Genomic DNA, 14598 nt, shown 5'->3' with positions numbered 1-14598 from the left:
GTGATAATCGAACGCGGGGCCGTGGCTCGCGGTAAAGCTCGGACGTCCTAGGACCTGACCGAAAAACGTCGGGCAGAGACGGGCGTGAGCGCGGTCCATCACACACAAGACCGGTGAAGGACACGCACTCATGACGACGCCCACGATCGAGCTCAAGCCCTCCGCGAACCCGCTGTCCGACGCGGAGCGCGAGGCGATGCTGGTCAACCCCGGATTCGGTCGGCACTTCACCGACCACATGGTGACCATCCGCTGGACCGAGGGCCGCGGCTGGCACGACGCCGAGCTGGTCCCCTACGGCCCGCTGTCGCTGGACCCGGCCAATATGACCCTGCACTACGCGCAGGAGATCTTCGAGGGCCTGAAGGTCTACCGTCAGCCGGACGGCTCGGTCGCCTCCTTCCGCCCCGACGCCAACGCCCGGCGCTTCCAGCGCTCGGCCGCCCGGCTCGCCATGCCCGAGCTCCCCGTCGAGACGTTCATCGCCGCGTGCGACGCGCTGGTGCAGCAGGACAAGGCGTGGGTTCCGGCGCACGGCGGCGAGGAGTCGCTCTACCTGCGCCCGTTCATGATCGCCACCGAGGTCGGTCTCGGCGTGAGGCCGGCCAACGAGTACCTCTTCCTGGTCATCGCCTCGCCCGCCGGCGCCTACTTCCCCGGCGGCGTGCAGCCGGTCTCCATCTGGCTCTCGGAGAACCGCGTCCGCGCCGTCCCCGGTGGGGTGGGCGACGCCAAGACCGGTGGCAACTACGCCGCCTCCCTGCTGGCCCAGGCCGAGGCCGCCGCGCACGGCTGCGCCCAGGTCGCCTACCTCGACGCGGTCGAGCACAAGTGGGTCGAGGAGCTCGGGGGCATGAACCTCTACTTCGTGTACGCCCAGGAGGACGGCTCGAAGAAGATCGTCACCCCGTCCCTCACGGGCTCCCTGCTCGCCGGCGTCACCCGCGACTCCCTCCTCACCGTCGCCCGCGACCTCGGTTACGGCTCCGAGGAGGGCCGGGTCTCCATCGACCAGTGGCGCGACGACACCGCGAAGGGCACCCTCGTCGAGGTCTTCGCCTGCGGCACCGCCGCCGTCATCACCCCCGTCGGCCTGGTGAAGTCCGAGGGCGGCGAGTGGACCCAGGGCGACGGCGAGCCCGGCGAGGTCACCATGAAGCTGCGGGAGCGCCTTCTCGACATCCAGCGCGGTGTCGTCGAGGACACCCACGGCTGGATGCACCCGCTCGGCCGGGACCGGCTGGTCTAAGTACCGCGAGAGGGCGGGGCTTCCCGGAGGGGCACCTGGTGCTCCGACCGGGAAGGCCCGCCGGGCGGACGGTCGCTCCGTCTCGGAGGCGGCCGCGAGGGGGCGGCGGTGGAAGGGCGCGCGGCGCCGAGGCGCCCTCCGGCCCGGCCGCTGCCGGCCCGAGGCGCCTGCCGATGCCGGTCCTGGCGCCGGTGCTCCGAGCTGCCCTGCCACGGCCATGGGAGGGTGAGCCCGAGGGTCACGAGAGGTCGCCGACGGTCCGGCGGGCCACCTTGAGCAGAGGGTCCGGAAGAGAGCCGTAGCCGAGATCAGCGGCCGTGCTCCGGCCGTCCTCGCTGAGGGAGTGGGTGAGGGAGGCGCGGAGGGCGTCGGCGTCTTCGCCCCCTTCGCAGACGACGGCGTAGACCGGCTGGAGCACCGGGTAGGCGCCGGTGCGGCGGGACCGCGGGTCGTGGGTGAGCGCGAGGTCCGCAGGACCGCGGCCGCTGACTTTCGCCTCGCTCAGCGCTCTGGTGACAGCCTGGGGGGTGGCGGTGACGGAGGGCTGCCGCCCGGTGGCCAGTGCCAGCCCGTGCGCCCCGGCGTGCTCGGCCGCGAAGGGGCCGGGCAGGATGGAGACCGCTCCGGGTGTGCCGGCGACCGCCATGACTACCCCCGCACCGTCCTGTGCCGGGACCCCCTTCGGGAGGGTGACGCGATCGGCTGCCCCCCACTCCTGCGGGGCGTTGGCGGCGAGGTACGCGGTGAACGCCTTCGTCGTGGTCCCCTGCTGGAGGGGGAACAGGCGCACCGGTATGTCGGGCAGGGAGACGTCCGGGTTGGTCTCGGCGATGGCGGGGGCGTTCCAGCGGGTGATCGAGCCTTTGAAGATCAGCGCCAGGGCGGAGGGGCTGAGAGCGACGTCCTTCAGGCCGGGGAGGTTGCCGATCACGGCGACGGGCGCGGCGCCGAGAGGGATCTGGCCGGCTTCGCCGCTCGGGCAGTCGCGCGACACCTCGTCGAACTCGTCGGGCCCCAGAGGCTTCTCGACGGTGGCGAAGGCGGCCTTCCCCTCACGCAGCTCATGAACACCGGCCCCATGGCCCAGGGGCTGGTAGGTCATGGCCACGTCCGGGCAGAGCCGGGTGAACTCCTGGATCCATACGTTCATCAGCCCCTTGTGCACCGTCACCCCGCTCCCCACGACCGCGTCGGCGGAGGTGGGGCAGGCGGTGGAGGCGGGGGAGGCGGGGGAGGCGGTGCTCCCGCCCTGGCGTGCCGCCTTCTCCTCGCTGTCCACGAACCGCGGAGCCACGGTGGCTGCCGCGACCACCGATGCCGCCGCGAGGCCCACCAGGGTCCAGCGCCGCGCACGGCGGCGGAGGGGCCGGGCCACCGGGGAAGTGGACCCGACGGGGGCGGCCGGCGGCTCGGGGGGCGTACTGGGCATGGGGGGCGGGGCGCCGGGAGGAAGCGGCGAGGCGGGAGGCCCGGCCGGGTCCGTCGCCGCGTACGCCGACGGAGGCGTGGCCTTCACGGGCCGAGTCCGGGTGTGCGGCTGTTCGCCCGGCGCGACCGAGGGTGCGCCCGACGGCTCTGTGGGCGGGTGCGTCACCGCCGGCCGGGAGTGCGGTGGAGCGGCAGGGCCGACGTCCGGCAGCGTACGCAGGAGCGCGGCCACGGTGGGCCGGGCGGCCGGTTCCTTGGTGAGGCAGTTCAGGACGAGAGAGTGCAGAGAGGCGGGGAGTCCGGAGAGGTCCGGCTCCTCGTGGACGACGCGGAAACCGACCGCGTGGGAGTTGTCCCCGTCGAAGGGGCCGTGCCCGCTGCCCGCATGGGTGAGGACGCCGCCGAGGGAGAACACGTCCGTCGCGGGACTCACCTCGCCGCGCCGGAACTGCTCCGGCGCCATGAACTGCGGGGTGCCGACGACCAGTCCGGTGCTGGTGAGCCGGGTGGCGTCGGCGATGCGGGCGATACCGAAGTCGATGACCCGGGGGCCGTCGTCGGCCAGGAGGATGTTGCCCGGCTTGAGGTCGCGGTGCACGAGCCCCGTGCGGTGGATGTCGTGCAGCGCTTCCGCGAGGCCCCCGGCGAGCCGGTACACCTCCGTCTCCGTCAACGGGCCCTCACGGGCGACGTGTTCGGCGAGCGTTGGCCCCGCTATGTAGAGAGTGGCGAGCCAGGGGGTCTCGGTGTCGCAGTCGGCGTCGACCACGGCGGCGGTGAAGGCTCCGCTGACCTGGCGCGCCACCTCGACCTCGCGGCGGAAGCGCGCGCGGAAGCCCGGGTCCTGCGCCAGATCCGGCTGGATCACCTTCACCGCGACCTGTCGTCCCGACGGCGACCGCGCCAGGTAGACCACGCCCATGCCGCCCGCGCCGAGCCTGCTCAGCAGCCGGTAGCGGCCGATCGTGCGTGGATCCTCCGCCGAGAGTGTCACTTCCGCTCCCCCGCAAGCCGACAGCCGTCCCCGTGGCTCCGGCGGCGACGCACGGAGCCGACGTCAGCGTATCCGTATCCGGCACCCGAGCCCCCGCACTCCTCCGGTGCGGGGGAGGGGCGGCCGCCGTGGCGGAACGAGCGGCACGCGGGACCCCCGACTCTTCGGGGAAGCCCCTGGGTCTTCCCCGTCCATGCCTGGAGTGTTGCTCAAAACCAAGGGAGGTCACTTCCATGGCCCCCTGGTAAACATTAGAGTGAAGCTCTAATTCCTGAGCCAGGAGCATCCATGATCGCCACCCCCGCCGTCACCCCCGCCCCCTTCCGCATGCCCCCCGAGTGGGCCCCGCACGAGCGCACCTGGATGGCCTGGCCGGGGCCCAACCTCACCTTCGCCTCCGCCGCCGAGCTGGACGAGGCCCGCCGCGCCTGGGCCGGCGTCGCCCGTGCCGTGCGCCGCTTCGAGCCGGTCACCATGGTCGTCGGCCCCGGTCAGGAGGACACGGCGGCGGCGCTCCTCGGGCCGGACGTCGAGCTGGTCGTGCGCCCGCTCGACGACGCCTGGATGCGGGACATCGGCCCCACCTTCGTCACCGACGGCCGGACGCTCGCCGCCGTCGACTGGACGTTCAACGGCTGGGGCGCCCAGGGGTGGGCCCGCTGGGAGCGCGACCAGCACATCGCCCGGGCCGTCGCCGGGCTGGCCGGAGTCCCCTCCCACGGCTCCCCGCTCGTCAACGAGGGCGGCGCGATCCACGTGGACGGCGAGGGCACCGTCCTGCTCACCGAGACGGTCCAGCTCGGCGAGGAACGCAACCCCGGCTGGACCCGCGAGCAGGTCGAGGCGGAGATCCACGCCCGCCTCGGCACCGAGAAGGCCATCTGGCTGCCCCGGGGGCTGACCGGCGACTACGGGACGTACGGCACGCTCGGCCATGTCGACATCGTCGCCGCCTTCGCCCGACCGGGCACCGTCCTCGCCCACGTCCAGCCGGACCCCGCCCACCCCGACCACGGGGTCACCCGGGAGAACCTGGCGATCCTGCGCTCCGCCACCGACGCGAGGGGCCGTGCGCTGGAGGTCGTCGAGGTGCCCGCGCCCACCGTGCTGCGTGACGAGGACGGCGAATGGGTGGACTACTCCTACATCAACCACTACCTCTGCAACGACGCCGTGATCCTCTGCGCCTTCGACGACCCGCGCGACGAGGAGGCCGCCGCGATCTTCCGGGGCCTCTTCCCGGACCGTACGGTGACCCTCGTCGACGCCCGCTCGATCTTCGCCGGCGGCGGCGGCATCCACTGCATCACCCAGCAGCAGCCGAAGGTCTGACCCCGCGAGCCTCCGAGCCTCCGAGCCCCGAGCCCCGAGCCCCGAGCCCCGAGCCCCGAGCCCCGAGCCCGGGCTCGAAGGCCCAGCCCCGAGCCCAGCCCCCGCCGAAAGTCCGGTCCGATGACCTCCTCACGCCGCACCCACCACCCCGCCCCGCCCCGCGAGGACGTCCTCGCCGCCGCCATGGCCACCATCGCCGAGCGCGGGCTCGACGGGCTGACCATGGCCGGGCTCGGGCGGGAGGTGGGAATGAGCAGCGGACACCTCCTCTACTACTTCCGCACCAAGGACGAGCTGCTCCTCCAGACCCTGGAGTGGAGCGAGCGGCGCCTCGGGGCCGAGCGGGGGGCCCTGCTCGCCCGGCCGGGTACCGCCCGCGAGCGGCTGGAGGCGTACATCGGCCTCTACCTGCCCGCCGGACACCGGGACCCGCACTGGACGCTCTGGCTGGAGGTCTGGGGCCGCTCGCAGAACGCCGACGACGACGCCCGCGCACGCCAGGCCGCCATCGAGGGGGTCTGGCACCGCGACCTGGTGGCGTTGCTCGCCGAGGGGGTTTCGCGCGGCGAGTTCCCTCCGGTGGACGCCGACCGGTTCGCCGCCCGGCTGCGGGCGCTGCTCGACGGGTTCAGCATCCACGTGACGGTCGGGCTCCCGGGGACGGGACGCGAACAGGTGCTGGGGCAGGCGGCGGAGTTCTTGGACGAGACGCTGGCACGGGCCCCGGGCCCGGCCACGGCCGCCGGGTGATCCTCTGTGCCGCCCGCCGGCCGCGTGACCCACCGTGCGGCAGGGATGCGACCAGCGTCACGACCGCATCCTGAGACACCGCCGTCGGAGGGCCGACGCTGTGCCAGACTGCTGCCGTGTCCTCGTTCGTCATGATTATTGGCAGCAGGCGCGCCGGTCCGCAGTGACCGCCCCGTACCACCATGTGCGGCGCGGCCATCGTGCCCCAGACCCGCGCGCAGACCTCTCGCACCCGCGAGGGGTTTTTTCGTTTTCCGGCCCGCACCCGGGCCCGGGCGGAGTGCGCGGGATGATGGGGGCAAGTGGAGCCCGATCGTCCGGATCCACTCATCCGACAGGAGTCAGATCAGCATGACCACCAAGGCCAACGCCACCGACGACAGTTTCCATGTCTTCGACACCACACTGCGCGACGGTGCTCAGCGTGAGGGCATCAACCTGACGGTCGCCGACAAGCTGACCATCGCCCGTCATCTGGACACCTTCGGGGTGGGGTACATCGAAGGGGGCTGGCCCGGGGCCAACCCGCGCGACACGGAGTTCTTCGCCCGCGCCCAGCAGGAGATCACGTTCGAGAACGCCCAGCTCGTGGCGTTCGGCGCCACCCGCAGGGCCGGTGGCAGCGCGGCCGAGGACCCCCAGGTGAAGGCGCTCCTGAACTCCGGCGCCCCGGTCATCACACTGGTCGCCAAGTCCCACGACCGCCATGTGGAGCTGGCCCTGCGCACCACCCTGGAGGAGAACCTGGAGATGGTCCGCGACACCGTCTCCCACCTGCGCGAGCAGGGCCGCCGGGTCTTCGTGGACTGCGAGCACTTCTTCGACGGCTACCGCGCCAACGCCGAGTACGCCAAGTCCGTGGTCCGCACCGCGTACGAGGCGGGCGCCGAGGTCGTCATCCTCTGCGACACCAACGGCGGCATGCTCCCCGCCCAGGTCCAGGCCGTCGTCTCCACGGTCGTCGCCGACACCGGCGCCCGCCTCGGCATCCACGCCCAGGACGACACCGGCTGCGCCGTCGCCAACACCCTGGCCGCCGTGGACGCCGGAGCCACCCACGTCCAGTGCACGGCCAACGGCTACGGCGAGCGGGTCGGCAACGCCAACCTCTTCCCGGTCGTCGCCGCGCTGGAACTCAAGTACGGCATGAAGGTGCTGCCGGAGGGCGCGCTCGCCGAGATGACCCGCATCTCGCACGCCATCGCCGAGGTCGTCAACCTCACCCCCTCCACCCACCAGCCGTACGTGGGCGTCTCGGCCTTCGCCCACAAGGCCGGGCTGCACGCCTCCGCCATCAAGATCGACCCCGACCTCTACCAGCACATCGCCCCCGAACTGGTCGGCAACACCATGCGGATGCTGGTCTCCGACATGGCGGGCCGCGCCTCCATCGAGCTGAAGGGCAAGGAGCTCGGCATCGACCTCGGCGACGACCGCGCCCTGGTCGGCCGGGTCGTGGAGCGGGTCAAGGAGCGCGAACTCCAGGGCTACACCTACGAGGCCGCCGACGCATCCTTCGAACTGCTGCTGCGCGGCGAGGTCGAGGGCCGGGCCCGCCGCTACTTCCGCACGGAGTCCTGGCGCGCCATCGTCGAGGACCGCCCCGACGGCACCCACGCCAACGAGGCCACCGTGAAGCTGTGGGCCAAGGGCGAGCGGATCGTCGCGACCGCCGAGGGAAACGGCCCGGTCAACGCGCTGGACCGGGCCCTGCGCGTCGCCCTGGAGCGCATCTACCCGCAGCTCGCCAAGCTGGAACTGGTCGACTACAAGGTCCGCATCCTGGAGGGCCGCACGGGCACCGAGTCCACCACCCGGGTGCTCATCACCACGGGCGACGGCACCGGCGACTGGGCGACCGTGGGGGTCGCGGAGAACGTCATCGCCGCTTCCTGGCAGGCGCTGGAGGACGCGTACACCTACGGACTGCTGCGCGCGGGCGTCGAGCCCACGGAGTAGCCGGACCGGCCGGACCGGCTCCGGCTCGACCGACCGGACCGACCGGACCGCATGGCGAGAGCCGCCCCCGTCACCGGGTGGCGGCTCTCGCGCGTTCGGTGATGCGGCGGGAGGTCCCGCGCCGGCTCGTCCGGTCGAGGGAACGGCCGGACTCCTCGGTCGTGTTCCTCGCCCGTGCCGTCTCCCTCCTGATCGAATTCCCGGACCGGACCGGGACCGGACCGGGACCGGACCGGGACCGGGACCGGACCGGACCGGACCAGCGAAGACCGGACCGGACCAGCGAACCGGGCCGGGCCGGGCCAGGCCATAGAAGACCGGTCCAGGCCCGACCGGACCAGACCACGGCAGACCGGACCGGACCGGATCGCGTTCACGCACGGACGCCGGAGCGCCGAGACCGGCAAGGGCGCCGACCGCGAGGTGTGCCGCCGCGCCACCGGCCCCGCCCCCCGCGCTCAGCCTCGCTCCGCACCCGGAGGCCGTCACACCTCGGCACGTTCAGGAACTCGACCGACCGCGAGAAGAGAGCGCTTCCGGATGCCTCGCACACCGCACCCCCGGCCCACGCCCCTCCCCACGGCCCGGCCCGTGAAGGGCGGGGCCGGGCCCGCGGCGGCCGTCTTCACCGTGCTGGCCACCCTGGTCGCCGGCTCGGCCACCGGTCCCGTGTCGGCGGCCACCGAGCCGGTCGCCGCGAGCGTCGTCACCGACGCGGCGGTCCACCCGGTGCGGAACGGCGACAGCGCGGCGGTCGGCCTCTCCGTCACCACCAGCGGCTCCGTCCCCACCGAGGGCCCCGTCACGATCACGTACGCCACGAAGGGCGGGACCGCCGAGGCCGGGCGGCACTACGTCCCGGTCACCGGCAGCCACACCTTCCCCGCGGGCACCGCTTCCGGCACCACCCACCAGGTCACCGTCCGCACGGCCACGGCACCGAAGCCCGCCGGGGCGAGAACGATCCCCCTGGAACTGACCGTCACCGGCGCGACGGCACCCCGGGAGGACCCGCAGGTCGTCATCGACGCCCACGGACTCCCGTACCAGAACCCGGAGCTTTCCGTGGAACGGCGCGTGGCGGATCTGCTGGGGCGCATGTCACTCGCCGAGAAGGCCGGCCAGATGACGCAGGCCGAGCGCGGCGCGCTCCGCGCCCCCGGCGACATCGCCGCCTACGGCCTGGGCTCCCTGCTATCGGGCGGCGGCTCGGCCCCCACCCCCAACACGGCCGCCGCCTGGGCGGAGATGGTCGACGCCTACCAGCTGCGCGCGCGGGCCACCCGCTTCCAGATCCCGCTGATCTACGGCGTGGACGCGGTGCACGGGCACAACAACGTCGTCGGGGCGACGATCATGCCGCACAACATCGGCATCGGCGCGGGCCGCGACCCCGGGAGCGCGGAGCGGACCGGGGAGGTCACCGCCAGGGAAGTGCGCGCCACCGGCGTCCCGTGGGACTTCGCCCCCTGCGTCTGCGTCAGCCGCGACGAACGCTGGGGCCGGTCCTACGAGGCGTTCGGCGAGGACCCGGCCCTGGTCGAGGCCATGGAGACGGTCATCCAGGGTATGCAGGGCGACCCGTCGGGCAAGGACCTCCACCGCAACGACAAGGTGCTCGCCGGCGCCAAGCACTTCGTCGGCGACGGCGGCACCGCGTACGGCTCCGCCACCACCGGCTCGTACACGATCGACCAGGGCGTCACCGAGGTCACCCGGCAGGAGCTGGAAGCCGTCCATCTCTCCCCGTTCGAGGAGTCGGTGAAACGGGGCGTCGGCACGGTGATGCCCTCGTACTCCTCGCTGGACGTCCTGGGCGACGGCCGGGGCCCGGTGAAGATGCACGCCAACGCCGAGATGATCAACGGGGTCCTCAAGGACCGGATGGGCTTCGAGGGCTTCGTCATCAGCGACTGGCAGGCCATCGACCAGATCCCCGGTGACCACGCGAGCGACGTGCGGACGTCCGTGAACGCCGGACTCGACATGATCATGGTCCCGACCGCCTACCAGGACTTCACGAGGACACTGCGTGACGAGGTGGCGGCCGGCCGGATCTCCCGGGCCCGGATCGACGACGCGGTCGCCCGCGTCCTCACCCAGAAGTTCCGCCTCGGCCTCTTCGAGAAGCCGTACGCGGACACCACCCACCTCGCCGAGGTCGGTTCGGCCGGGCACCGCGCGGTGGCCCGCGAGGCGGTCGCCAAGTCCCAGGTGCTCCTGAAGAACGAAGGGGCGGCCCTGCCCATCGAACCCGGCCGGAAGGTGTACGTCGCCGGGTCCAACGCCGACGACATCGGCAACCAGGCCGGCGGCTGGACCATCGGGTGGCAGGGCTCCTCCGGGAGGACCACCACCGGCACCACCGTCCTGGAGGGTATGCGGAAGGCGGCGAGGAGCCCGGACTCCGTGACGTTCTCCCGGGACGCCTCCGCCGCCACGGACGGGCACGACGTCGGAGTGGTGGTCGTCGGCGAGACCCCGTACGCCGAAGGCGCCGGCGACGTCGGCAACGGCCACGACCTGGAACTGGCCCCCGCCGACCGGGCGGCGATCGACACGGTCTGCGCCGCCATGAAGTGCGCCGTCCTCATCGTCTCCGGCCGCCCCCAGCTCATCGGGGAGCGGCTCGGGAGCATCGACGCCCTGGTGGCCTCCTGGCTGCCGGGTTCCGAGGGCGACGGAGTGGCCGACGTCCTCTACGGCAGGCGCCCCTTCACCGGACAGCTTCCGGTCACCTGGCCGAAGTCCGCCGCCCAGCTGCCGATCAACGTAGGCGACACGGGCTACGACCCGCAGTTCCCCTACGGCTGGGGCCTGACCACCCTGTCGAAGCCGCCGGCAGGCGGTGAGCCGGACCTCGCGGCACTCGCCCTCGCCGCCCGGGCCGCCGAGAGGGCGCACCGGGAGAAGGCTCCGGCGGGCAGGGCGATCGTGGACCGGGCCCGGTTGCTGGTCCAGCGGAAGATCGACGGAAGGTTCACCCAGGCGGTGTCCAAGCCGTTCGCGGAGGCGGACCACCTGCTGCTCACCGGGGACCTGACCGGAGCGGTGGCCAAGCTGCGCACGGCGTACCGCGCCGCGGAGGAGTAGGGGGCCCGGGGGCGGGGGGCGGGCGGCGGCGTTCGCCGCCCGTCTGGAGTAGCGTGAAGTATGAGGAAAAGGCTCTTCCCCGCGCTGCTGGCGGGCCTGCTGCTCATCTGCGCAGCGGCGGCTCTCGCCCTGACATCACCTGCGTCGGCCGCCCCCGCCGCGACCATCCAGGACGCCGCCGAGGCCCTCCGCGACGACCCGGTCTACGTGGACCCGGGCGCTCGCGATCAGCTCTCCGTCGCTGAGGAGAAGGCTCTGGAGAACAAGATCACGGGTGCCGGCAAACCGGTGTTCGTGGCCGTCCTCCCCGATACCGAGGCTTTCCCCGAGGAAGGTCTCCTCCCGACCCTGCGCAGCGACACCGGCATCACCGGCGTCTACGCGGTCCGTCTCGGCGACGGCTTCGACGCCGGCGCCGACCCGCAGGTCATGCCCACCCGCGCGGTCGACAACCTCACCGCGTCCGTGGAGAACCCCGCCACCGCCGCGGACACGAACGCCCAGCTCAACGCCTTCGTGGACCGCGCCGTCGAACAGGCCCGGGGCTCCGCCCCCGCCTCCTGGTCCGGCGGCGCGGCGGACGGGACCGGGGCGCCGGTCGGCGGCCTGATCACGCTCGGCGCGCTCGTCGCGGCGGGCGGCGCCGGAGCGTACGCGATCTCCCGCCGGAACAAGCGCCGCCAGGAGGAGGAGGAGCGCGCCGCGCTCGACAGGCTCCGGGTCGTCGTCGACGAGGACATCACCGCGTACGGCGAGACGCTGGAGCGCCTGGACTTCCACCCCGCCGAACCGGGCGCGGACGACGCCATGCGCGCCGACTACGAACGGGCCCTGGACTCCTACGAGAGCGCCAAGGCCGGGATGGACCGGGCCGCACACCCCGCGGACGTCCGGGACGTCACCCGGTCCCTGGAGGAGGGCCGCTACTCCCTCGCGGTCCTGGAGGCACGCCGCACCGGCGCGGAGATCCCGGCCCGCCGCCCGCCGTGCTTCTTCGACCCCCGCCACGGCACGGCGGTCACGGAGGTTCTGTGGACCCCGCCCGGCGGTGCGTCCCGGGAGGTCCCGGTCTGCGGCGCGGACGAGGCCCGGCTCGGCCGGGGCGAGGTCCCCATGGGCCGTACGGTCGACGTCGGCGACGGCAACCGCCGTCCGTACTGGGAGGCGGGCCCGGCCTACGGCCCCTGGGCGGGCGGCTACTTCGGCGGCGGCCTGCTCCCCGGCCTCCTGGTCGGCACCATGCTCGGCTCGATGCTCGCCACCCCGGCGTACGCCTCCGAGTACGGCGGCGGTGACTTCGGCGGCGGCGCGGGCGGCGACTGGGGCGGCGGCGACTTCTCCGGCTCCGACTTCGACGCCTCGGGCTTCGGCGGGGGCGGCGGGTTCGGTGACGGCGGCGGCTTCGGCGGCGGCTTCGACGGGGGCGGCTTCTGAGCCCCGCCCGCATCGGGGAGCGGCTCCCGCCCGTGCGGGGCCGGGCTCAGCCGGTGACCCTCAGGGTGCCCGAGGCCGCGGCGTCCGCACCCGTGCCGTCGGAGGGTGCGGCGGTCAGCCGCCACGTGTAGCCGCCCGTCGGCGCTGCCCCGCCCGACGCGGACGTGCCGTCCCAGTCGACGTGTACGGCGCCGCGTGAGCCCTCGCCCGTCCAGGTGCGTACGACCTCGCCGGTCGCGCGGCGGGTCAGCGTCAGCCGCCAGGAGGCCGCCGGCTTGGAGAGCCACCATGCGGCGCTCCACCCGCCGGCCGCGGTGGCGGGGACCGTGCTGTGGGTGACGCGCAGGGGGGAGACCGCCTGCTGCGGGGCGGCGACGTGGACGGTGTCGTCCGTCCCGACCCAGGCGAGCTTGCCCGCGTCCGCGTCCAGGGTCCAGGTGGAGCCGCGGCCGTCGCCGTCCGAGGCCGGCTTCACGCCGGTGACGGTGCCCAGGCCGGCGGTGGAGCCGTCGGGGCGCAGAGCCGTGAGGCGCAGTTCCCCGGACGCGTCGCGGTGGGCCAGGAAGCGGTCGCCCAGCAGGACCCCGGACACCGGCGCGGGGTAGTCGCGATGGGTCGCCGTGTCGAACACGCCCGCCGCGTCCCCGGAGGCGCAGCTCCAGTACAACAGGGTCCCGCTGCGCTGGAGTTCACGGGGGACGCAGTCGGAGCCGATGTCGTGGGTCCCGGTCACCGTGCCGGTGCGCGGGTCGACCGCGTTCACCGTGCCGGGCTTGTGCGGGGCGGACTTGTAGAGCAGGTCCCCGTCCAGCACCGCGCCCTGCGCCGGCTGTTCGCGGACGACGAGGTCGCGGACGGTGTCGACGACGTACTGCCGGCCGCCGGCCTGGTACAGCACGAACTCCGGTGAGGCGTCGATGACGCGGCCGCCCGTGCCGGGCAGCGGCAGGCCCTCGGTCTGCACGTCCGGGTCGTCGCCGGTCACGAGGACGTCGGCGCCGGTGCCGGGATCGGTGACCAGCCGGGCCAGCCCCTCGTCCGTCCCGTCGGCGAAGCGGCCTGCCACGAGACCGGCGAAGTCGGCGAGCCGCGCGCCGTCCGCCGGGTCGAGGCCGGTCCCGATGTCCTTGCCGTGCAAGGTGTCCTTCCCGGCCAGCGCGTTGACGTACCGCAGCCGCCCCCGGTCGAGGCTCAGCGCCCCGATCTCGCCGTCCGCCGTCTTGACCTTCGGGACCTCCCGCATCACCAGGTCGAACACGGTCCCGCTGCCGTCCTGGCTGAACGAGTGGATGGCCCGCTTGCCGTCGGCGTCCTTGCCGAGCGCCAGCACGCTTCCGTGGCCCTCGGCCCGGAGCTGGGCGAACTCCACCGTGTGCAGGAGCGTGCGCTCGGTGTCCGCGCCGGTGAGGGCGTGAGCCGCAGCGGGCCGCCGATGCCCTCGTGCCAGACGATGTTGTCCTCCACCACGAACGAGGTGACCTCGGTGTCGGGGGACGTCGTGGCGAGCGGGACGATCCGGGGCGCGGCCGTGCTGCCCCGCTGCATGACCCTGACCCCCTGGCCGCCGCTGCCGTTGCGCGAGAACCAGCTGATGGTGTTCTGGGTGAAGCGGAAGCTGCTCGCGTCGCCGGTCACGGGCAGCGGAGTCACCCGGCCGTCGTACGCGGTCAGGATTCCGTAGCCCGGGGTGCCGTCGGCGAGGCGGTAGCCGATGAGGACGTCACTGTGCTGCCCGCCGAGCACCACGGGCCGGGCGTCCGTGGTGGCTCCGGCGGGCAGCCGCACGACGGGGTCCGCCGAGGGCTCACCGCCCCGGGCCACCCGCATCTCGTACGTCCCGTCGCCGCGGTCGACGGTCGCCAGCACCCAGTTGCCCGCGTAGCGCAGGTTGAGGTATCCGGCGGGCACCCTGAGGGTGCTGTTGAAGGCGGGGTCCTCGATGCCGACCCGTACGACGTTGGTCCCGCCGTCCGCCCGCTGCTGCGTGTAGGTGGCCCGGTTGTGCTCGTCGTGGCCGCCCACGAGCAGTTTCTCCGGCACCGAGGCGATCTCGGTGACGACCCTGGTCCGGCTGTTGTACGAGTTGGTCCAGAGGTAGTCCGCGCCCTCGCGGTGCAGGACGCCGTACCTGCCGGTCGCCAGTATGGTCTCCGGCCCGTCGCCGAACGCGTCGGGCGCGGGTATCAGGACTTCGGCGGCCTCGGTCGCCTCGGCCGCGTGCGCCGTGACCGGCAGCGCCGTGGCGAGCCCCCCGGTCAGCGCCACCGCGATCGCCGCCGCCCCCGCGGCCCTTCCGGTACGCCGGGTGCGGCTGCTCGTGTACAGGTGTCGGGACACCTGCCCCCCCCTTGTTTCGTTG

At 73.5% G+C, this 14598-nt stretch carries 9 protein-coding genes; 6 read left to right on the top strand and 3 right to left on the bottom strand.

The annotated features are described in order from the left end of the window. Positions 1–130 precede the first annotated feature (130 nt). A complete protein-coding gene (locus tag ACIQMU_RS00990) occupies positions 131–1249 on the top strand; it encodes a branched-chain amino acid aminotransferase (protein ID WP_402688004.1) in 1119 nt (372 codons plus the stop codon). A 238-nt stretch (positions 1250–1487) separates the two neighbouring features. On the opposite strand, the gene ACIQMU_RS00985 is transcribed toward ACIQMU_RS00990, so the two are convergent. Beyond that, positions 1488–3671, bottom strand: coding sequence for a serine/threonine-protein kinase (locus ACIQMU_RS00985; protein ID WP_402688003.1), 2184 nt, complete (start codon positions 3669–3671; stop codon positions 1488–1490). Between the two features lie 288 nt (positions 3672–3959). Between ACIQMU_RS00985 and ACIQMU_RS00980 the strand changes: the two genes are divergently transcribed. From ACIQMU_RS00980 to ACIQMU_RS00960, 5 genes are all read left to right on the top strand, one after another. Beyond that, on the top strand, positions 3960–5003 hold the full coding sequence (locus tag ACIQMU_RS00980) for an agmatine deiminase family protein (RefSeq protein ID WP_352238368.1): 1044 nt from the start codon (positions 3960–3962) through the stop codon (positions 5001–5003). A 120-nt stretch (positions 5004–5123) separates the two neighbouring features. Further along, the gene (locus tag ACIQMU_RS00975; protein WP_352238369.1) at positions 5124–5753 is read left to right on the top strand and encodes a TetR/AcrR family transcriptional regulator; all 630 of its coding nucleotides are present in this window, start codon (positions 5124–5126) and stop codon (positions 5751–5753) included. A 351-nt stretch (positions 5754–6104) separates the two neighbouring features. Continuing rightward, positions 6105–7712: a citramalate synthase gene (gene cimA, locus ACIQMU_RS00970; RefSeq protein WP_352238370.1), complete on the top strand. Its 1608-nt coding sequence runs from the start codon at positions 6105–6107 to the stop codon at positions 7710–7712. 540 nt (positions 7713–8252) lie between these two features. Then, positions 8253–10805 (top strand): glycoside hydrolase family 3 N-terminal domain-containing protein, encoded by a 2553-nt coding sequence (locus ACIQMU_RS00965; RefSeq protein WP_402688002.1) that lies wholly within the window; start codon positions 8253–8255, stop codon positions 10803–10805. Positions 10806–10865: 60 nt separating this feature from the next. Next, on the top strand, positions 10866–12239 hold the full coding sequence (locus ACIQMU_RS00960) for a hypothetical protein (RefSeq protein ID WP_352238372.1): 1374 nt from the start codon (positions 10866–10868) through the stop codon (positions 12237–12239). Between the two features lie 46 nt (positions 12240–12285). Here the strand turns inward: ACIQMU_RS00960 and ACIQMU_RS00955 are convergent, their stop codons facing one another. Together ACIQMU_RS00955 and ACIQMU_RS00950 are read right to left on the bottom strand one after the other, a co-directional pair. Beyond that, positions 12286–13482: a FlgD immunoglobulin-like domain containing protein gene (locus tag ACIQMU_RS00955; RefSeq protein ID WP_352238567.1), complete on the bottom strand. Its 1197-nt coding sequence runs from the start codon at positions 13480–13482 to the stop codon at positions 12286–12288. Beyond that, complete coding sequence (locus ACIQMU_RS00950) at positions 13482–14576, bottom strand: hypothetical protein (RefSeq protein ID WP_352238373.1); 1095 nt, start codon at positions 14574–14576, stop codon at positions 13482–13484. The genes ACIQMU_RS00955 and ACIQMU_RS00950 overlap by 1 nt, the downstream gene beginning before the upstream one ends. Positions 14577–14598: the final 22 nt, after the last annotated feature.

Origin of the sequence: Streptomyces sp. NPDC091649 (genome assembly GCF_044756785.1) — a bacterium.
GTDB lineage: Bacteria > Actinomycetota > Actinomycetes > Streptomycetales > Streptomycetaceae > Streptomyces.
This window is presented reverse-complemented; position numbering and strand designations above follow the sequence as displayed.